The sequence below is a fragment of the Pedobacter sp. Bi126 genome, assembly GCF_918698245.1.
GTDB lineage: Bacteria > Bacteroidota > Bacteroidia > Sphingobacteriales > Sphingobacteriaceae > Pedobacter.
The window spans coordinates 117,027-139,709 of sequence record NZ_CAKKMS010000001.1 but is presented as its reverse complement, the minus strand read 5'-3'; the positions used below and the strand labels follow the sequence as shown (position 1 = coordinate 139,709).

The window sequence follows — 22,683 nt, the reverse complement described above, 5'->3', positions numbered from 1 at the left end:
CTTATTTTGAAATTACCTCGTGAACTAAATTATTCTGAAATGATTTTTCTGATCCTGTTGTTGTTTTTGTCCAATACATAAACGGTTCCGTTTTTATCTACTGCAACACCGCCAGGTGCACTGAAAGATGCCTGCTGTCCAAATCCGTCCGTATATCCGGCTACACTACTCCCTGCAAAGGTGCTCACCTGATAAGTATTCGCTTGTACCAATCGGATACTTTGATCAGGATTGCTGGTGCTGCCACCACCGGTTCCATTGCCGGCAACGTAAATATTATCGCTGCCATCTATAGCAATGCCCCATGGGTAAGCAAATTGAGCCGATTTAGGGTCGCCATTTAAATAACCTATTTTATCCTGTTGGCCCGCAACAATGCTTCCTTGCCAGGTACCCGCATTGAACTTTCTGATCACCTGATCGCCATGCGCAGATACAAATAAATTACCAGCATGGTCAAATTTAATCCCCGCAGGATAATTGAGACCGGAGATGATTTCTTTGGTGCTGCCTTGTGCATCGATCTGGTAAACGCTTCCTGGGCTGGAACAGCTTGCATAGAAAAGCTTACCGCTGCTTTTGTCAAAAGCAACGCTCCAGGGCGCCTGACTACCAAAACCCCATGTTTTAGCCTGTCCATCCGGGCTGATCATCCTGATGTCCCAGTTGCCGGGATCTACACAATAGATGTTTCCACTGCCATCAATGGCGAGGTCGTATGGCAAAGAGAAATTTGCAGCGGTGCCTTTGCCATCCGCATAGCCCGCAAGGGCCGGATTGCCTGCAAAGGTGCTCACATTTCCTTCCGGATCGATTTTGCGAATACAATGGTTACCTGGATCAGCTACATAAACATTGAGTTGATCGTCTACCACAATGCCTGAACTTCTGTACCAATTTTGACCGGAAAAGTTGAAAGAGGCATCTGTTCCCTTACCGTTGGCAAATCCTGCGTTACCAGAACCGGCAAGGGTGGTTACAGTTCTTGTGTATTCATAGTTAAAAATGGCCTGACTTAAAATTTCCTTATTTTCTATCTTCACTTTTATCAGGCCAGATTTTGATTTTTTTGGCACCACCACCATAATCTGTGTGGCGCTGGCTCCAATTACTTTGAGGGGCAAGTCGTTTAAAACCACAGAGATTTTAGAAACGTCAGCAGTAAAATTAGTTCCGGTAATGAGTATTTCCGTGCCACCGCCACCTTTTTTGGGAATAAAATCTGAAATAGCAATCGGTGAAGACGGATCAAAGCCATCGGTTTTATTTTTTTTGCAGCTTGTAACAAGGAGCAAAATACAGATTGTGCAGCTTAACAAGTGCGAACGTTCTGCTATGATATGGATGAATTTTTTCATTTAATTCTTTCTTAAATACATTAATGCTTTAGTTACCAACCTGGATTTTGTACCAGGGCCCTATCACGGTCGAGCTGATACTGAGAAATAGGGAAGAGGTACATTTTGTTCTCCCAGGCTCTTTTTTGAAATAAGGTACGTTTGTAAAAGGAGGTAAAACCAAATCCAAGTCCACCGTCGTCTTCATTCACATTCATGGTGTAGATCGTTTGGTTTTCGGCAGCGCCGAGTAGCAGTCTTCTAATCAGGGTATAATACCTGTCGCCTTCGAAGCACAACTCTACCTGTCTTTCTTTAAGGATGTATTTTCTCATGAGCTCTTTGTTTCCAACTGCATTAGGATATACAGTTTCAATTCCCGGTAGGCCTGCTCTGGTCCTTACCAGGTTTATGGTCTGGACAATTTCGGGATTGGAAGGATCGTACTCGTTTAAAGCTTCGGCATAATTGAGTAGAATCTCCGCATAACGCATAATGATGAAGGGCCTGTAATTGGTAGCATCCTGCCTGATGTTATCAGCCGGGCTGATGTTTTTTAGAAAATTGTAACCGGTGATGTTATTGGTAATTCCGGTGGCTTTAGCGCCGGCTTTACCTGAATAATAGAATTCTATACGTCCGGTACCGTCAACATTGCCAGCTGAAGAATAATAGTTCTTATCATCAACAGTAGGGGCGGGCAACACCGGGCGGCCATTGTATTGGATGTACGCATAAAAACGGGCCTCCCTGTTGGCATACATATTCCATTGGCCTTTTTTATGTCCCCAGCTCTGATCACTGTTATTTTCTGCAAAACCAGTTTCGTTATATTGAGATAATGGATCATCAATGGAGCGGCCATTGTTCATATAGAAGGCGTCAACTACGTTTTGAGTGGCATTATACAGATTGATCCCCCCTGGATTTGGTGAGGATGCTTTGGTGTATCCCCAATAGTTCCACGAATTTCTGGAGAACAGGATTTCGCTGTTCCAATTGGCCAGGAAAAGATCGCGTACAGAAAAATATGGATCAAACCTGGTACCACCGTTATCCAGATTGGTGAATAACTTATAAGCATTGAGGTTCATCACCGCTTTCGCAGCATCTGCAGCAATTTTCCATTTATTTGGATCATAGGAGGTAGGCGCGAGCGCTTTCCCATCCTGATTTTTTAGCGAGCTGAACGCCGGGTTTCCATTCCACAGCGGACTGGCGGCCCAGAGTGCAAGTTGCGATTTTACTGCCAGACAAGACCCCTTTGACGGCCGACCATAGTTGCTGGAGGAAGCCCAGCTTACCGGCAGATCAACGGCTGCTTCATCCATTAACTGGTTCACATAGTCTTTGCATTCATCAAAAGTATTTCGTGGATATTTATTAAAATCTTCATCCAGTGCAAGCGCGGTTGTTAATCTTACCACCGGCCCGTACTGTTTAAGTAATTGCCAATAAAACCAGCCCCTTAAGAACTTTGACTCTGCTTTATACTGAGTTTTTAAAGCCGAACTCAGCTGCGATTCGGGTACACGTCCAACGTTGGCCTCGAAAATAAAAGTTGATCTGATGCCGGTATAGTAATGGTCCCAATGGTCATAGTAGGCATTTACCGGGCTCCAGTTTCCTGCAACCATCTGTCTTACATTTGTACCCGGGATAGAAACAGATGCTTCATCGCTGATGCCAATATGCGCAAAGTCGATTTCGAGCACCGCACCATAAATGTTGTAGAGGTAAGACTCTGCATTTGCGCGGTTGCTCCAAAGGATCTCTGAAGTGAGGAGGTTATCTGGTTTTTCGTCCAGGTGTTTGCATGCGGATAATATACTTGTTAAGAATAATGTCCCTGTTGCTATAATGATTAAATATTTTCTTTTCATCAGAATATTTTTTAATGCTATAATTGATCAATAAGTCTTTTTAAAGTGATGCTTTCAGCCCCAGTGCAAATGTTCTTAAGGGAGGATATCCTGCCGCATTGGCGCCAAGTTCCGGGTCCCACAATTTAAATTTGGAGAAAGTAAGCAAGTTCTGCCCTGTTAAATACAGGTATACCGACTTAATCGAGGCCCTTGTAAGCAAAGCATCCGAAAACCGGTAGCCCAAGGTGGCTTGTTTTAGGCGGACAAAGCTCCCATCTTTAGACCACCAGGTGCTGGGCTGATAATTATTGCTGTTCTGATTGGAAATCCCCAGTCTGGGATAATAGGAATCCTGTCTCGGGTTTTCAACAGTCCACCTGTTTTCCAGACTGGCTAGCATACCCGAAGGATATTGCCCCATGCCTGTAAAAGGTACAACGCCTGCACCAGTTGCTCCATCGCCGGTAACAGCCGAGCCGTTTGCCATAAAAGATACACCCGAAATGCCCTGGAAGAAAAGAGAAAGATCTACACCTTTATAACCTACTGTAAATCCTGATCCGTAAAGAATGGTTGGAACGTCTGATTTACCGGTATATACCCTGTCGAAGCTGTTAATTACCCCATCATTGTTCACATCTTTGTACTTAATGTCTCCCGGCTTTAAATTTGCTCCAAACTGGCTCGCACTGGCGGCGATCTGCTGGGTGGAGGTGAACAGCCCCTCAGCAATGTACATCAGGTTGTCTCCCAATTTCTGTCCGGTTGCCTGCTGATAGGCATACAGTTGTTTTGGTTCATCCCGTTCAACGATCTTATTGTTGTTATAGGTGAAATTCCCATAAAGTCGAAGCGATACATTTCCAATTTTCTCATTGTATTCCACATTGGCATCTACCCCCTGATTATTCATCTCCCCTAAATTGGCAAATACAGTTCCGGTTACACCCAGAATGCCCGAGAGTGAGCTCCTGGCAATCAGAATGTTTTTTCTTCTTTCTTTGTACAGGTCTACGGTGATGTTGAGCTTATTGAACAAACCGATTTCAACACCAAAATTGTCTTTGGTTGCCTTTTCCCAGGTAAGGTTTTCTACACCGAACACGGTTTCAGTCACCCCATTAAATATGGTTCCATTAAAGCCTAAACCTATAGAACTTCCCGAGCCATATTGGCTTATATAAGGGAACCTTCTCAAACCGGCTGCATTAACACCGATCTGGTCATTTCCTACAATTCCATGAGAACCTCTAACTTTCAGCAGGTTCACAGTAGCGGATTGGTTTTTAAAAAAGGGTTCGTTCGAAATCACCCAACCCCCTGAAACAGAAGGAAAAAATCCAAACCTTTTGCCAGGCTCAAAATTCTCTGAACCGGTGTAACCTGCATCAAATTCGAGCAGATAACGGTCTGCATAATCATAAGTTACCCTGAAAGCCATACCCTGGTTTTTGTAAGGGATAGAAGAAATTATATCTCCTGCCGAGCTAACCACCCTGGTACGCATATTGTATAAAAATAAACCGCCAACATGATGATGGCCAAACCTGCGGTCGTAAGTGATATTGGTTTCCAGGTACATCTTTTTCTCTGCACTTGAAGATTGTGAGTAACCCAGAAACTGTTCTCCAACCCTTGATTGGTTAAGGATCAGGTTGCCATCAGCATCTCTTGAGCTGGCCAGGAAAAGGTTGTTTCTTCCCGTTCGCCTATTATCGTTTTCACTGTACGAATCAAAGGAGAACCTGGCCATTGCACTCAGTCCAGGTGTAAAACGGTCTAATTTCTGATTGATGGAAAAAATGGATTGTATAGTGGGACGGAATTCTGTTGCGTAACCCGAATTTTGAATTTCGTTGAGCGGATTGCTTCCTCCATTGTTAAACGGGCCAGCCCACGATCCATCGGGATATTGGATAGGGAAAGCGATAGGCGGGGTTAAATAGGCATTATACCAGATTTTACTTGCTGATAAACCCGGGTATCTGCTGCTCACCAACATCGCGTCTAAATTCATCGATAATAAGGTTGTGGGGCTCAGGTCGATATCGAGGTTGGTCCTGAAATCATACCTTTTAAAATTTAAATTTGGATTATAGCCATTTTGTTTGGTCACTTTATAACTGCCATCCTGATTGTAAAAAGAGGCAGAAACATAGTACCTCACGCTTTGAGAGCCTCCGCTTACATTTAAATTGGTATTAAAACCTGGAGCCCAGTTTTTATAGGTTGATTTGATCCAGTTTACATTAGGGTAGAGGTACGGATCCAGGCCACTTGCCGTTTTCTGGATAATTTCTTCTGAATATACAGGTTGATTGCCATCATTAATATTGGCTTCATTGTAGAGCCTCATCCAGGAAACACCATCCAGCATTTGTGGAGTTTTGGTGAGACCAGACATAGAGGCTTCGGTTTTGATTGAAATCAATGGCTTTCCGGCAGTACCCCGTTTGGTATTGATAATAAGGACTCCATTGGCTCCCCTGGCACCGTAAACTGCAGTAGCCGAAGCATCTTTAAGTAAGGAAATACTTTGGATGTCTTCCGGATCGATGTTGTTGTAAGATCCTCCAAAGGAGCTGTTTACATCATCCCTTTGTACGCCGTCAATAATAATCAGTGGTTCTGTATTTCCTGTAAAAGTTCCTATGCCTCTGATGGTAAAAGAAGCGTTGTCGTATCCTGGTTCGCCGCTTCGCTGCATAGAGATAACCCCCGCAACTTTACCAGCCAAAGAGTTGGAAAGTGAACGGTTAGGGGTCTGCATATCCGACATATTGATCGTGCTAACTGCGCCTGTAATGGTTACCTTTTTTTGTTTTCCATAACCAACTACTACTACATCTTCCAGGGATTTGTCTTCTTCCGTCAGGTTGATGCTGAGCTCTGTCTGTTCGCCCAAAAATACTTCTTTGGTGATAAAGCCTACGATCTGGATGACCAGTGTTTCATTTTTATCCGCCTGGATTTTAAAATTTCCATTCGAATCTGTAGCGGTTGCTTTTTTAGTTCCTTTAATCATTACGGTTGCCCCCGGAATAGGGTTTCCTTTTAAATCGGTTACTTTACCCCGTATTTCCTGACTGCTGAAAATGCTGCTCAGTTTGTCAACAGCCCTGTCGAGAAGTGAACTTTCTTTTTCTTTGATCAGGATGGTTTTTCCATCAATAACATAGACCAGGGGAAGGTTATTGAGGATTTTTTTTACTGCGGTTTCCAGTTCCTCATTCTCAATAGAAATGGTAATGGGATTGATTCCGTTGAGGACTTTTCTGTCGAATAGGAAATTATATCCACTTTGATTATGGATCTTTTCTAATGCACTCTTTAATGATATCCGGCGTTCATTAAGGGTAATGCGTTGGCCGAAGCTTGCCGCACTTACCTGCATTAGCGTGAAAAGGAGTATGATGGTGGTTAGGCGCATAATCATCCATATTTTACGGATATAACGGTCTGTTATACCCGATTTGCTGGCATAAAATCTATACATTTTGTTATATTTGGTTTGTGCAGTGGCCGCTCAGGTCAAATTGTGGGCAACTGCAGGTTTTGGTTAGTAATTTTTATTAACTGGATGCCAGTAATTATCGGGGGTGTGTCCAGCACCCCTGGTGATTTGGCATAATCGGGTAGTAATTATTTCATCACTGTTACCCTCCTTCCTTCGATTTTGAAACGGACATCACCAACAGTTTCTATCCATTTCAGTACTTCCGATAACTTACTTTTTCTCGATACCAATCCCTCCAGAACAGGTGTTGAAGCTATTTTTAACCCCGGTTCATAAACAACATCCACATTGTACCATCTTGCAATCTTGCGCATGGCCGAATTCAGATCCTCTCCGTCGAAGATGAAGTTGTCGTTTTTCCAGCCTAAAGTTTCTTCTGTATTCACCAACCGTGAGGTTATCGTACCTTCAGCATCAATAGATACCTGTTGACTAGGTTTTAACACGACAGTTTTTAAATGCTGAGCATCTTTTAAACTTTGGATTTGCATGCTTCCTTCTACCAGGGTTGTTTTGCTTAGGGGTTCATCAGCATAACAATTGATGTTAAAAGACGTTCCAAGATCTTCGGCAACCTGGCCTGCGCTCATTACGCGGAAGGGCTGTTTGGCATTATGCGTAACCTGGAAATAAGCTTCTCCAGTTAATTCTACCCGGCGTTCTTTCTGGCCGGCAAAGCTGGAAAGGAATTTTAATGATGATGCGGCATTTAACCACACTTTGGTTCCATCAGCGAGCGTGATTTGGTACTGACCGCCCTTAGGGGTAGCTAGTATCAGTTGCTGCGCCGCTACCTCCGTTGAGCCGATTCCATTTATATCGGTTCCATCGTTATATTCCAGTCCGGATTTATCAACCACTACGCCGCCTGTTAAATTTTTTAGATCAATTTTTTGACCATTTGCCAGCGTTACAGTGGCTTTGTTGCTGCCGGGTTGGATATCATGAAGCGCCAGATTGTAATCCGTGCGTTGGCTATGCAGGTAATAATAAAGCCCGACAGTTACCATGACCAGCAGCGATGCTGCAATTAAAAGTTTTTGGCTTAATGTGCTGAACTTTCTTTCGGCTGGCAGGGTACTGGTCATCTTTTTAATAATGAACAGGTCTTCGAGTAGTTCCTCTTCTGTTAAACCCAGGGGAAGATCTTTATTCCATTGTGCATACCAACTCTCTAAAAAGTCGATTTCTTCAGGTGTACAGTTACCTGCCTGTTTCTTTTGTAAAAGCGCGTTAATTTCCTCTTTTTGCATCATTGTTAAACTGCGAAGGAGCGTACCTTCCGCATTCAGAGGTTAAAGACGAAGCAGAATAGCTTAGGGGGTAAAGAAATTTTAAAAAAAATCAGAGCGAGAGGAACAGCATAGATCCAAGCCTGCTACGCAATACCCTTAATGCATTGTTTATCGTAGTTTTTACTGTTTGTTCTGACAGGTTTAACACTTTAGCGATTTCCTGATGACTTAAGAAGTTTTTCCTGCTCAGTTCGAATATTTGACGGGTGCGGGGAGGAAGGTTGGCAATTTCCTGATCTATAATGGCCTTTAACTGGTTTTGCCGGACGAGGTAATCGGTAGTAACCAAACCATTTTCTGCAAAATCTTGAATAGATTGAATATATGTTTTCTTTAACTTTTGCTTTGCCAGTAAGTCGAATATTTTGTTTCTCACTGAAGTATAAAGATATCCGGAAAGGGTAGATTTAAAAGTAATTTCCTCGCGTTTTATCCATAATGTGGTAAAGAGTTCGTGAACCAAATCCCTGCATTCTTCTCTTAACTGAAGTCGTTTAAATGCATGAATGTAAAGGGCAGCGTGGTAACGGTGATAAATTTCAGCATAGGCCAGCTGATCACCTGACTTAAGTAAGGCTGTTAGTTCCTGATCATTATAGTGTTTATAGGGCATTCGGTTTGGAATGCACTAACATACATAAATAATGAATATGGTCAAAAACTATAATTCTATCTGGTTTTGTAGAGAAACGAGATTAATTCTTGTTGTTCTATAGTGCTGTTGGCATTTCGATGCAGTCACCTTTATCCTCAGCGAGCTCATCATACGCTGTCATCTTAGTGCCTAATTCGGCGATTTCCTTCAAATCAGCTATGAATTTATTGCTAATTTGAACCTTTGTCGACCCAAGTGGAACCAGGTCTTTTCAGAAGATTTTCGTCCCATTTTTTTTGCTCTTAACTCTTTGTTTAAAAATCTACCTATAAATCCCCATAGCTATCCTAATATTTACAAACCACTATAGGTTATTAATTCAAGCAGAAAAGTTTGGACTTGAAATAATGTTTTGATATTTTAGGACTATTCTAACCATTAATGTAACAGATGTCGTCCGCCCGCTTGTATCGCGTAATTAATTTATTTAGTATTATCATTTACAGTAGAATTATAGGGATCCCCGCGTTGTTCACATTATTAATTTGCTTCGCTCAGACGATTCAGGCGCAGCAAACTGTACAAATTCAGGATAATTCACCACATACAATGCTTTCGTTTGGTCAGATTGATGTTTTGGAAGATCCTAAAGCTACATTGAATATTAGACAGATAATAAGTAAAAAATTTCAGCATAGATTCCGTTCAAATACTTTTAGAATCCCTAAAAATGACAATACAGGGTCAGCTTATTGGTATCGGTTTAAAATCAGTCATAATCAGGAGAGCTCAAAACAATGGATACTTGAGTTTTTTGATCAGTCAATAAGCGAGTTGACATTATATGCACCTGATGGATCGGGTAACTACAAGGCAAATTATTATGGGACTAATTATGATTTTTCCAATAGAGGATACGACCATAAAAATTTCATATATGATTTAAATAACCATACTGATCAAATCTTCACTTATTATCTCCGGATCAAATCACCGCATTCAGTAAGCACGATTATTGTCTTGCGGGATCTGAGATGGTTTGTCAGCTACGCTTTGGGAGAATATTTGTTATTTGGGCTTTTTTATGGGATGATAGCGGTATTTTGCCTGTATAACCTTTTGATGTACTTTGCTGTAAAGGGTAAACAGTATTTATTTTATGTGCTGTATAACTTGAGTATCGGTACGTATGAAATGTGCAATGATGGTATAGCCTTCCAATATCTCTGGCCTACAAATCCTCATATCAATGTTTATGGATTTGGCGTTTCGCTTTTTTTGAGTAGCATTTTCGGTTTATTATTTACTAGTAATTTCTTATATCTCAAGTCAAAATCACCATTTTTTTATAAGTTGGTGTTAATTACCATTCTTTTAAGAGGCATCTTCTTTATCGCTTGCCTGATTTATACCCCTTTATTTAATTTCAAGATTATTGAATTTATTCCTCTCCTGGTTGCTTTCAGCGCCGGAATTTCTGTACTCTCATCTGGCTACAGGCCGGCGAGCTTTTTAGTTTTTGGTTATGGATTTCTGGTTGCAGGTTTTCTGCTCAAGATCTTACTGCTTTTGAAATGGATTCCTTATGGCACCCTTAGCTATTACAGTCTAAGTATCTGCTTTATTATTGAAATGATATTGGTTTCCTTCGCGATAGGAAATGCGATACGCACACTCAGAAAGAAAAAAAGCAGGGTACAAAAAAGGATTATTGAACAGCTTAGAATAAATGATGACTTACACCAAACCCTAAATGAACAACTCCAGGTTCTTGTTAATGAACGTACACAGGAGATTCAGCAAAAGACCGTAACCATCGAAAGACAAAATGCAGAGATCTCAGTGATGAACCATTTACTGAAAAAAGATATTTCTGAACTTCATCTTAATATAGAGAAAGTTACTCGCGCAAGAGTGATGCAAAAGGGATTGGATTTTGAGGAATTCAGCAGGATATATCCAGATAAGGATAGTTGTTTTAGATACCTTTCCGAACTGAAATGGAGTCATGGATATGCCTGTAGGCGGTGTCAGAACACGCAACACTCTACAGGTCAAACCTCATTCAGTAGAAGATGTACCAAGTGCGGTTATGATGAATCAGCAATTGCCCATACCATCCTGCAGAATTCAAAAATACCCATAAACAAGGCATTGTATATGTTTATTCTGATCTATACCTCTAAGGGTACCATCTCTTCCTATAAGTTATCCGAGATTTTAAACATTCGCCAAAGCACCTGCTGGACTTATAATTCGAAAATGCAAAAGCTTTTGCTTGATAAAAAAGCTTTGATTAAGAAAAATTCAGATGGGGATTGGGGAAAGCTGCTTTTGGATCCGGCAATTGTGTAATCATATTGATTGCTACAGCAAGCAGTATACCATCCAACTTTTAATGGTGTTTTAGTTGATATATTCGAATCAGAAAATTACTTCTTTTCCACTCCGCAGTTAAAGACTGTATTGCATATCTAAAACCCCGTTGATATAAATGACAGCTTTAACATTTTGCTTTAAATGAAATAAGTTTACTTAGCCTAAGCGGTCTGAAAAATGTGTTCATTTATCACTATCACCTAAATACGATACCCGATCATATATTTCTTGCCACAATTTCAGCCCACTCCTTATGCGGTATATAAATTCTAATTTATAGTCAAATAAATTAAATGAGCCAGTTATGCTTTGATCAGCGCGATTGATACAGCATCAGCTTTCCAAAAACCGTATAGCATTCATTATCCTGAAAAAAAATAACGAATAATGGATGTTGCTCAGCCGTATTAATCAAAAATAAACATACTTGAAATGGAAACGATGGAGTGCTTTTATGAAGCGATATCATTGTTGCTATATCGTATTATAAATTAATGTAACTATCTATTTAATAGGTAGTTATGTATTTTTTTTGTTTGGAAAATGAAATATTTAGAATAGGTTTGTATCATCCAATTATTCTAAACCAAATATAAAATGAGAAAAACCATTACCTTACTAATTGCATTGGTTTGCTTTGTATTTACGCTGTGTTTTGGACAAAGCATAGCTGTGAAGGGAACCATTAAAGACAAAGCCGGGGTAGGCCTGCCAGGCATTTCGGTGAAAGTGAAGAATGCTCAAACTGCTGTATCCTCCGGAGCTGACGGAAGCTTTTTAATATCAGTTCTGCCTAATGCGACGCTTGTTTTTTCTGCCGTGGGATTCACCACGCAAGAAATTTCAGTTGGCCAGAGAACAAGCATTTCTGTGACTTTAAATGAAGAATCCAAAAGCCTGACAGATGTTGTCGTAATAGGCTATGGTACCACAACAAAACGTGATGCTACCGGCGCCATTTCCAGCGTAAAAGCAACCCAGCTTGAAAATGAAAATCCACAAAGTATAGCAGATGTACTAAAAGGTAATATTCCTGGATTGTCTGTTGGACTTAGTTCAAGTGCCAAGGGTGGTGGAGACTTACTGGTAAGGGGGAAGTCGACCTTAAGTGCAGGAACCTCACCACTTATTGTCTTGGATGGTGTAATTTACAATGGGCAGCTCGCTGATATTAATCCAAATGATATTGATGGAATAGACGTTTTAAAAGACGCAAGTTCTCTTGCGGTTTACGGAGCTAAAGCTGCAACAGGTGTTATTGCGATAACGACAAAAAAGGGAAGAGGTGATTCTCCAACCATTACTTTTAATACCAATGTTGGTCTTGCCCAGGTTGCTAAAAACATGCGGCCTTACCAGGATGAAGCATTTTTGTCATGGAGAGGTGATGTGTTGCGGAGCGGTGCCACAACCCCGGAATATTTGTATAGCGATCCTAGAAATCTCCCCGAAGGCGTTAACCTCACCCAATGGTTGAATGGGCAAACTGGTGATCCTGTTGATTTATGGCTCAACAGACTTGGCCTTGTTGCAAATGAGAAGGCAAATTACCTCGCCGGAAAAACAATTAACTGGTATGATGATATCTTTAGAACTGGTTTCCGTCAGGATCATACCCTTTCTTTAAGCGGTAAGAAGCAAGAAATTTCCTACTATATGTCTTTAAACTATCAAAAAAACCAGAATGTTATAGAAGGTGGTGATTATACCGCAATCAGAGGAAGGATAAATCTTGAAGGCGAAGCAGCCAAATGGTTAACCCTGGGTATGAACGTCCAATTCGCCGATAGAGATGAAGCCAGAACAGGAGACGGATCAACCGAGGCAGATTGGGCTCAGATATTAAACTTGTCACCTTATGGAGATAAATACCTTTCAAACGGGCAATTAAGGCGCATTCCAACAGATGATAGCGGTTTAAATGCCAGAAATCCTTTTTTAAGTATGACATACAATGAACGCATGAATAAGCAAAATACAATTTTTGCAAGCGTTTATGGACGTGTAAAATTGCCTTTCGGAATCACCTATCAACTGAATTTTAGTCCAGGTCTGGATTTCTATAGAACATTCGATTATCGATCTTCCAGAAACCCGGATGTAGTAACTCCCGGAGGATCTGCAACACGAGCTAATGAAACCCGATACAACTGGCAGGTGGATAATTTACTTAAATGGAACAAAACCTTCTCCAACATTCACAACCTGGATGTAACACTATTGGCAAATGCTGAAAAATACCAGACCTGGTGGACACAAGCTTCAAATGAAGGCTTCGTTCCCAGTGACGTGCTAAGTTATCATAATCTTTCGAGCGGTATCAAACCGGTAACAAATAGTGAAGATAAAGTATATACAGGAGATGCATTGATGGCAAGAATAAATTATAGTTTATTGAGCCGTTATATATTAACCCTTTCGGTTCGTAGAGATGGTTATTCCGTTTTTGGCGTAAACTTCAAACGCGCTACCTTCCCGGCAGCAGCATTAGCATGGGTATTTACAGATGAAGCGTTCATGAAAAATCAGAAGTGGTTAAGCTATGGGAAGCTTCGTCTGTCGTATGGTATTAATGGTAACCGTGATTTACGTAACCCTGATAACGGAACTGTTGATCCATATGCTGCACTTGCTCAGTTAACGAGTGGTAAATACCAAACTGTAAATGGTAGTGGTGCTGCCTCAGATGTGAACACCGTTCAGATTGGGGCGAAAATGGCCAATTCAGACTTAAAGTGGGAAGAAACTACCGCGATGAATGCTGGTTTTGATTTTTCAATTCTTAACGATCGCATTAACGGTTCTATTGATGCCTATAACAAGAAAACGAGTGATTTATTAGTTAGACAGACATTGCCGAATGTTAGCGGCTATTCTAATGTTTATTCAAACCTTGCCCGTATCAATAATCGTGGAGGAGAACTAAACCTGAATAGTAAAAATCTTGTTAATGGTCCTGTTAAATGGAATACCAATTTCAATTTTTCCTTCAACAGAAATAAAATTGTTGCCCTTGCCTTGCCAACAGACGACCCTGGAAATGGGTGGTTTATAGGTAAAGATATCGACATCATATGGGATTATAACATTCAGGGTGTATGGCAGCAAAGTGAAATGGCAGAAGCCGCTAAATTTACAAAGGCAGCCATTAAACCCGGCGACTTTAAGTTGGAAGATGTTGACGGAGATTATGCCTATTCTGATAATGACAAAAAGTTTTTAGGTTACCGTACACCACGCTATTTCTTCGCCATGAGAAATGAATTCAATATTTTCAAAAATTTTGATTTTTCATTTCAATTGCTTGCCAACTGGGGGCAGCTTAAACAATATAATTCAGCAAAAAACCAACCTGGTAGCGTAGGATTTGCCCGCTCATCATCGTATGTTTTACCGTATTGGACTCCCGCAAACCCAATAAACGATTATGCCAGACTAAATTCTGGATCCAGTGGAACAAGCTATAATGTGTATTGGGATAACTCTTTCATACGCTTAAATACCGTAGCCATATCTTATTCGATACCATCAGATTTGCTTACTAAACTTCGTGTAAAAAGCGCTAAAATTTATGCCAATGTAAATAATGCAGGCTACTATGCGCCAACATGGACATTTTGGGATCCGCAAAATAATGGTCCTACGCCAAGATACTACACTTTAGGTCTTAATGTGAATTTATAACTTAAATGAAAATGAAAAAAATAAATCAAAATATATCCATCCTATTTGCTTTCGCTGCATTACTGGGCTTTGCTGGATGTAAAAAAGCATATCTGGATTCAAAGCAACTCTCCGCTTATGCACCAGAAAATCTAAACAACCTTACCGCTATGAAAGCCGCACTTAATGGTCTTGGATTGGCTACGCGAAGAGAGTTTTTTGGCGATTCTGCTCCACTACTAACAGAATCGATTTTTTCAGATGTTGCTGTGGATGGAACAACCGATAAAAACACACCCGCTCAGGATTTAATTTCTAGGATCACTCCGGATGCCAATCTTAACAGCGATGACTTCAACAAAATAGGCTGGTACTGGGATAATGAATTTGTTGCGGTACGGCAAGCTAATACAATCATTTCAAACATTGATAAACCAACATATACATCTGAAGCTGAAAAAAATCTGATTTTAGGATCAGCATATTTTTACCGGGCTTATTATTACTACAGACTTGTTCATCAGTTCGGCGATGTACCATTGCTTTTAAATGATCTGGAATTTCCAAAAGCAGATTTTTATTCCACAAAAAGAGAAGTAATCCTAGGCAAAATGAAAACAGATCTTGAATTTGCCCAAACCTGGGTTACCGATGGAGGCAATAAGGGGGACGTAACCAAAGGTGCTGTTAGCCATTTGCTAACTAAAGTAAATCTGGCACTTGGTAAATTTGATGATGCAATTGCTTCAGCTTCTAATGTAATTTCTGGTGGGAAATATGGTATGATGACCACGCGCTTTGGAAGCACCGCTTCTGATTTGACAAAAAATGTAGTCTGGGATTTGCACCGAATGGATAATAAATCGCTTACTACCAATAGGGAAGCACTATTTTTAGTGATTGATAGAGAAGCTTTTGCTGGTTTTACAGCCTTGGGTTCACAACTGATGAGAAACACCGTTCCCGCCTGGCATTTTGCAAACGTCAAAACACCATCAGGAGCGACCGCAATTGTGGATTTGGTTACCGCAGAAATTCCACTGACCAGAATGTACGGTAGAGGAATTGGCCGATACCGCGGTACGCCTTACAGCACAAAATACATCTGGACCGATAATACCGATTACCGACATGCAAAAGGCATGTGGATGGATATGACAGATTTAGTGTACAATAACCCGGCATTGAAAACCTCAACAAATGCTGCGGATAGAGCCTTATATGGTCAGCCTCTGCAAATGTATTCGGATGCAAATATCAAACAACGTTTCACAAATGGTGCACTTGATACCATTCGTCACTGGTTTGGGTGGCCACATTATAAAGTTTTCATCAATTCTACCAACGCGTTAGCAAATGACCCATACTGGACACCACCCCGCGGAACAAATACCGATTGGTACGTATTCCGTTTGGCAGAAACCTATCTACTTAGGGCAGAAGCTTATTATTGGAAAGGTGAACTTGGATTGGCTATGGCCGACTTAAACGTAGTGAGAAGCCGAGCTAATGCAACGTTGTTAACAAATGCTTCACAAATAACAATAGGAACCATTTTGGATGAGCGTGCCCGTGAATTGTTTTGGGAAGAGCCTCGCAAAACAGAACTTACCCGTATTGCATATATTTTTGCACAAACAGGTAAGCCTGCTTATAACGGTAAGAGTTATAGCCTTGCTACTTTTTCTGATAATAATTTTATGTACGACAGGATTATAGAAAAAAATGATTTTTATAAAAATCAGGTGCCAACATTACAAGGTGTAAACTACAAAATTGCACCTTATCACGTTTTATGGCCTGTTCCGGCAAGTGCACAACGGTTTAACACTGAAGGCAGGATTAACCAGAATAAAGGCTATGCAGGATATGATCAGAATGTACCCGCATTGGATAAGATACCCTAATAGAAGATAAAGACCGTGTAAGAATATACTTGGTTTTGATTAGAATGGGCAGCCCCTTAAACAAGGACTGCTCTTTTCCTGACCCGTATGAAATCAAAATATTTTAAGTACATATATAAATTAACAAGAAACTAAAGCAAAACGATGCACATGGCTGTCCAGGACAGTAAAGCACGAATAAGAAATATCTAACCAGATTTAAACCTAAACCAAATTAAAATGAGTGTTAAAATTATAATATCTAAATCAGCCGGTATGGCCATGTTATTTTTTTTCAGCGTTATTCTAGGCTGTTCGAAAGATTCTTCAGAGACAAACCAGTGCATTGTTACCTCGGAAAAACTTTTGGTAAATAAAAGTATGGCAGCGGCTGCCGCTCAAGCTTATCCAAGCAACATCAATACCAGTTTTGATCATCCCGATGGTTCATATTCTTACAGTGAAGCAAGTAGCGATTTCGGCATGGCTGCGCTGACGGGCTGGAACGAAGACCGTGCCTACATATCAGGTGGGTGGGCCAGGGCAACCTTGGCTCCAAACTCCGTGTCCAACGGACTTATCGCTGGGGCGGACCTATCTGATGGTTCTGCATATGAGGCCACATTTAAGGTTCGTTTTCATAGTCAGTTCGATTGGAGCAGGGGCGGAAAGGTAGGATTTGGCTTTCTTATAGGAGAAGGCAATACAGGCTGTGACATTCCCACCGATGGAAATGGAGGAAGTCTGCGATTAATGTGGTACAATAATGGTAACAGAGTCTATTTTCAACCTTATGTTTATCATAGGGATATGGCTGGTCCCTGTGGAGATACCTTTGGAAGATCTTATCCAACAAGCGGAAGCCTTGTCAAAGGAAATACTTATACAGTACATCTTTATGTGAAAAGTAATACCGGATCTACTAAAAATGGCTGGGTACAGGTACTTATAAATGGTGAAACAGTATTAGATCAGTCTATCCGTTGGACGACAAACGATGCAGAGCGCCTAATTAAGCGACTATCCTTCCATAATTTCAGGGGTGGAAAGGACGTTGCTGTCTGGGGTTCCAGTCAGACCAGTTATATTTACTTTGATGATTTAGTAGTAAACAAAATTCAATAGCATTTTGATGGTGAAGCTTGATAATCACCATCAAAATCATTAAAACAATAAGATCGCAAAAAAAATAATTTGTTTATTATTATATATGAAAAAAATAGCCAGGTATCTTATTGTCCTCAGTTTCTTCCTATCATCCGATATAGCATTTGCGCAAAAATCAATGCGGTTATATGCTGGCTGGGAATTTCTTAAACAGGATTTAGGAGGGGTCTGGGAAGCGGTCCGCCCTGTGGGCTTGGGAAATCCTGAATCCGTTCCATTATGGGAAAAGGTGAATTTACCGCATTGCGTTAATGCTACAGATGCGGTAGACCCTGATGTGAACTATTACCAGGGCCCCGCATGGTACCGCACAAAGCTTAAAATCGAAAATCCTTATCAAAATGGTAGAACCATTTTGCATTTCGAAGGTGCTGGTCAAAAGACAGAAGTTTATGTTTACACCACAAAAGTTGCAGCTCACCTCGGTGGTTACGATGAATGGACGGTTGACATTACAGATGCGGTTGCCGCATTTCAAAAAGAGGAAGTTTACCAAAAGCAGTTTAACGGGCAGGTGCCAGTTTCTATCCGTACGGATAATTCAAGAGATTTGGAAATGATTCCTTCCGATCTATCAGACTTTAATGTTTATGGAGGAATTTATCGCTATTTAAACTTGGTTTATGTTCCGCCACTCTCTGTTGAAAAAATGTTTGCTAAAGCTGAAGTAGATGCCCACGGAAAATTGGGTAAATTAAATGTAAGCGGAAGATTTTACGATCCTACAGGTCTAAAAAATGCCACTATCCATCTTAAATTAATCGACCCAAGAGGAAAGGTTGTTGCACAGCAGGAAAAAAAGCTTAATAATTTAAATGGTGATACTGAATTATGGAGTTTGCAGATCAATAAGCCACAATTATGGTCGACAGATAAACCCTTGCAGTATCGCCTGGTTTATGATCTCGTTTCATCCACAGGCAGTTATAAGAGTGAAGATAAAATAGGTTTTAGAAATATCAATTTCGTAGAGAAAGGTCCGTTTAATTTAAACGGAAAACGGTTACTGTTGCGTGGTACCCATCGGCACGAAGACCATGCAGGTGTTGCGGCAGCAATGAGTGAGGAAATGATTCGCACCGAGATGCAGATGATGAAGGATATGGGCGTTAATTTTATCCGGCTGGGGCATTATCAGCAATCGAGAATTGTGTTGAACCTTTGCGATAGTTTGGGCATTTTGGTTTGGGAAGAAATCCCTTGGTGTCGGGGTGGTTTAGGCGGCGAAACTTATAAACAACAGGCCAGAAAGATGCTTACAAATATGATTGAGCAACATTATAACCATCCTTCTATTATTATCTGGGGCTTGGGAAATGAAAACGATTGGCCGGGAGATTTTGCTGAATTTAATAAAGAAAAAATCAGAACCTTTATGAAAGAACTTAATGGACGCTCCCACAAACTTGATTCATCCAGGTATACAGCAATCCGGCGATGCGATTTTTGTGCCGATATAGTTGATGTATATTCTCCATCCATTTGGGCGGGTTGGTACCGTGGTGCCTATACTGATTATAAAAAGGTTTCTCAAGATGAATTTGCTAAAGTTAAGCGCTTTTTACATGTAGAATGGGGAGGTGATAGCCATGCCATGCGACATTCGGAAAATCCTGATAAAGCCCTAAGTAAAATTAAAACCGGTGAAAGCGCTGATGAGCGGGCAGGTGATGCTTCATTATTTGGGGGTGCCGCAAGAATATCCAAAGATGGCGATTGGAGTGAATCCTACATCACCAATTTGATTGATTGGCACCTTAAAGAACAGGAAAACATGCCTTGGCTAAGTGGTTCGGCATACTGGCCATTCAAAGATTTTTCTACCCCTGTTCGTCCTGATAATCCGGTACCTTACATGAACCAGAAGGGTGTTGTAGAAAGAGACTTTACTAAGAAGGAGGCTTATTATGTTTTTCAATCGTATTGGACCGATAAGCCAATGGTTCATATTTATGGGCATAGCTGGCCAGTACGATGGGGTGATGAGGGAGAGGAAAAAATGGTAAAAGTTTATGCTAATTGTACGGAAGCAGAAATATTTCTGAACGGAAAAAGCTTTGGGATAAAGAAAAGAAACAGCCAGGATTTTCCCGCTGCGGGTTTACGTTGGAACCTTCCGTTTCTTAAAGGAGAAAATACAGTTAAAGTTGTAGCTAAAAAAGGTAAGGTTACCGTAAGCGATGAGATAAAATTTATTTATCAAACAGAGAAATGGACCAAAGCCGCTAAAATGACATTAACCAAAATAAATGAGGAGGCAGATGTTGCAACCCTGGAGGTTAAGCTTTTTGATGAAGCCGGAATACAATGTCTGGATGCAACAAATTGGGTAAATTTTGGGTTAACGGGTGATGGAAGATTAATTGATGATTTGGGAACATCTTCCGGTTCGAGAAAAGTACAGGCTTACAATGGCAGAGCAATTATCAAAGTAAAATTAAATAAAGGCAAAAGTATTGCTTCGGTGAGATCAGAAGGCATGCCAACCATTTTCGAAACATTATAAGTTATGAGAAGAGCACTGGTTATTTTAATGTTTATTATTTTTTATATCGCAGGAACGGCATTTTCTGTCAATATTTTGAATAAGGGAAAGCTGCCTGCTGATATTAAGAAACAAACTATTGCGTTGCTTAAAAAGCAAATTTTAAATCAGGCAAAATGGGCAATGGAACAAGAGCCGATTACTATTACCGCATCATCTTCGCCGAGAAGTGCTGGCGGCAAACATGATTTTTTTTCGGAAGCAGATTACTTCTGGCCCGACCCGAAAAATCCGGATGGACCTTATATCAACCGAGATGGATTAACGAACCCGGATAATTTTGTCGGGCATAGGAAGGCTATGATTCGTTTTAGTAAAATCATCGGTGCATTGGCCTCAGCCTATAAAATAACAGGCAATGAAAGTTATGTAAAGCATGCGGTTAAACATTTTCAGGCATGGTTTATAAATCCTGAAACCTTAATGAATCCAAATCTTTTATTTGCTCAAGCAGTAAAGGGCAGATTTACCGGAAGAAATTATGGTATTATCGATACCATTCATTTAATGGAAGTTGCTCAAGGCGCTTTGGTGATGGAAAACGCAAAGGCATTTGATAAATCTATCTCCATTGGAATTAAAAAATGGTTTGCCAATTATACGCTGTGGCTGAATACCTCCAAACCAGGTATACAAGAAAAAACAGTTAAAAATAATCATGCCACGTGCTGGGCGATGCAAGTGGCATCTTTCGCTAAATTGTGTAAAGATGAGCCAATGCTCGATTCGTTGCGTATTAGTTATAAAACCATCTTACTGCCCAGTCAAATGGGTATAGATGGTAGTTTTCCTTTAGAAATGGTAAGAACGAAACCCTATGGATATTCAATTTTTAACCTCGATGCGATGGTGATGCTCTGCCAGATTTTGTCCACTCCAAATGATGATCTTTGGAATTTTACAACAGCAGATGGAAAATCGATCCGCAAAGGTCAGGATTATCTTTATCCTTTTATAGCCGAAAAAAATAAATGGCCTTTAAAAGCCGATGTAATGTATTGGGAAAACTGGCCTGTTGCACAACCCTTTTTAATTTTCGGAGCGGTTCAGTTCAATCAGCATGAATGGTATTCCACCTGGGAAAAATTAGACCATGCACCTCAAGTAGAAGAAGTCATTAGGAATTTACCAGTTCGCAATCCTTTAATATGGTTATAAATATGAATTTAAAAATTAAGATAACGTTATGTTGTATGTTATTAGCTGGCTCAGTAAATGCTCAAAAAGTTAACGTAAATCAAGCTTTTGCTGCAGCAGCAAAACAAACTGATGTTTTGGTTAAAAATGTTGACTCGGCACGTTTGATCAAACCCAGTCTGGTATCTCCAAGAACCGTAGAAAAGGGGCAGTTTAAAATGGTAGCATCGCGAGATTGGACAAGTGGATTTTTTCCGGCAGAACTCTGGTATTTTTATGAATATACAAAAGATAAAAAGTGGCTTGATCTGGCTAAGAAATATACTGCAGATATCAAGAAAGAGCAATACAATCGTGGTACTCACGATTTGGGTTTTATGATTTACTGCCCGTTTGGAAATGGCTATCGCTTAACAAAAGATACCGCTTACAAGGGCGTTATTATTCAGGCGGCTAAATCGCTTTCTACCAGATTTAACAAAACTGCAGGTGTGCTAAAATCATGGGATCATAATGGTGATAAATGGAAATATCCGGTAATTATTGATAATATGATGAATCTTGAATTGCTGTTTGAAGCGACCAAAATGACGGGTGATTCATCCTTTTATAAAATCGCTGTGTCCCATGCAGATAATACGATTAAAAATCACTTCCGACCAGATTTTAGTTCTTATCACGTAGTTGATTATGACACACTCAAGGCTGGAAATATACTTCAGAAAATAACAGCACAGGGTTATGCAAACGAATCGGCATGGGCCCGTGGCCAGGCATGGGCTTTATATGGATACACGCTATGTTTCCGCGAAACAAAAAACGATAAATACTTGTCTCAGGCAGAGGGAATTGCAGAGTTTATACTGAATAACAAAGTTACACCTGCAGACGGTATTCCGTATTGGGATTACAACGACCCTGATATTCCAAATGTTTCCCGGGATGCTTCCGCTGCAGCAATCACCGCTTCTGCACTTTATGAGCTCGCAAAATATAGTGTAAAAGGCAAAAAATATAAGGCTTCAGCTGATAAAATTTTATCCAGTCTCAACGTAAAATATACGAGTAAATTTGGCAATAATTATGGCTTCATTCTCGAGCATAGTACCGGGCATCTTCCGGCAAAATCAGAAATTGATGTGCCCATAAATTATGCAGATTATTATTATCTGGAAGCGCTTTTGAGGAGTAAGTAATAGGAGAAAACTATTGGGTTTCGCAGTATTGCACTTATTATTTTTGGTTGCAATGCGGCAAGAATGATCTCCTAATATGTGCATTATGAAGTTATCAAGAA

Annotated in this window: 12 protein-coding genes; 7 read left to right on the top strand and 5 right to left on the bottom strand. The window is 40.4% G+C overall.

Going from position 1 to position 22,683, the window contains the following annotated elements; all coding sequences use genetic code 11:
• Positions 1–29: 29 nt before the first annotated feature.
• The 5 genes from LQ201_RS00440 to LQ201_RS00420 all read right to left on the bottom strand — a co-directional run bounded on the left by LQ201_RS00440 (position 30) and on the right by LQ201_RS00420 (position 8,627).
• Positions 30–1,358, bottom strand: coding sequence for an IPT/TIG domain-containing protein (locus LQ201_RS00440; protein WP_230144210.1), 1,329 nt, complete (start codon positions 1,356–1,358; stop codon positions 30–32).
• Positions 1,359–1,390: 32 nt separating this feature from the next.
• Positions 1,391–3,220, bottom strand: a complete 1,830-nt coding sequence (locus tag LQ201_RS00435; RefSeq protein WP_230144211.1) for a RagB/SusD family nutrient uptake outer membrane protein — start codon at positions 3,218–3,220, stop codon at positions 1,391–1,393.
• 40 nt (positions 3,221–3,260) lie between these two features.
• Positions 3,261–6,698 carry a TonB-dependent receptor gene (locus LQ201_RS00430; protein WP_230144212.1) on the bottom strand — a complete coding sequence of 1,146 codons (3,438 nt, stop codon included), beginning with the start codon at positions 6,696–6,698 and terminating at the stop codon, positions 3,261–3,263.
• A gap of 146 nt (positions 6,699–6,844) precedes the next feature.
• Entirely contained in the window at positions 6,845–7,975 is a 1,131-nt protein-coding gene (locus LQ201_RS00425; RefSeq protein WP_230144213.1) for a FecR family protein, read from the bottom strand.
• 88 nt (positions 7,976–8,063) lie between these two features.
• Positions 8,064–8,627: an RNA polymerase sigma factor gene (locus LQ201_RS00420; RefSeq protein ID WP_230144214.1), complete on the bottom strand. Its 564-nt coding sequence runs from the start codon at positions 8,625–8,627 to the stop codon at positions 8,064–8,066.
• Between the two features lie 591 nt (positions 8,628–9,218).
• Here LQ201_RS00420 and LQ201_RS00415 point away from each other — a divergent pair.
• The 7 genes from LQ201_RS00415 to LQ201_RS00385 all read left to right on the top strand — a co-directional run bounded on the left by LQ201_RS00415 (position 9,219) and on the right by LQ201_RS00385 (position 22,582).
• Positions 9,219–10,964 carry a 7TM diverse intracellular signaling domain-containing protein gene (locus LQ201_RS00415; RefSeq protein ID WP_230144215.1) on the top strand — a complete coding sequence of 582 codons (1,746 nt, stop codon included), beginning with the start codon at positions 9,219–9,221 and terminating at the stop codon, positions 10,962–10,964.
• A gap of 621 nt (positions 10,965–11,585) precedes the next feature.
• Positions 11,586–14,672 carry a SusC/RagA family TonB-linked outer membrane protein gene (locus LQ201_RS00410; RefSeq protein ID WP_230144216.1) on the top strand — a complete coding sequence of 1,029 codons (3,087 nt, stop codon included), beginning with the start codon at positions 11,586–11,588 and terminating at the stop codon, positions 14,670–14,672.
• Between the two features lie 11 nt (positions 14,673–14,683).
• Positions 14,684–16,558, top strand: coding sequence for a RagB/SusD family nutrient uptake outer membrane protein (locus LQ201_RS00405; RefSeq protein ID WP_230144217.1), 1,875 nt, complete (start codon positions 14,684–14,686; stop codon positions 16,556–16,558).
• Between the two features lie 219 nt (positions 16,559–16,777).
• Complete coding sequence (locus tag LQ201_RS00400) at positions 16,778–17,662, top strand: polysaccharide lyase (protein WP_230144218.1); 885 nt, start codon at positions 16,778–16,780, stop codon at positions 17,660–17,662.
• A gap of 85 nt (positions 17,663–17,747) precedes the next feature.
• Positions 17,748–20,210, top strand: coding sequence for a glycoside hydrolase family 2 TIM barrel-domain containing protein (locus LQ201_RS00395; RefSeq protein WP_230144219.1), 2,463 nt, complete (start codon positions 17,748–17,750; stop codon positions 20,208–20,210).
• Positions 20,211–20,213: 3 nt separating this feature from the next.
• Positions 20,214–21,407, top strand: a complete 1,194-nt coding sequence (locus LQ201_RS00390; protein ID WP_230144220.1) for an alginate lyase family protein — start codon at positions 20,214–20,216, stop codon at positions 21,405–21,407.
• Positions 21,408–21,409: 2 nt separating this feature from the next.
• Positions 21,410–22,582, top strand: coding sequence for a glycoside hydrolase family 88 protein (locus tag LQ201_RS00385; RefSeq protein ID WP_230146582.1), 1,173 nt, complete (start codon positions 21,410–21,412; stop codon positions 22,580–22,582).
• Positions 22,583–22,683 lie beyond the last annotated feature (101 nt).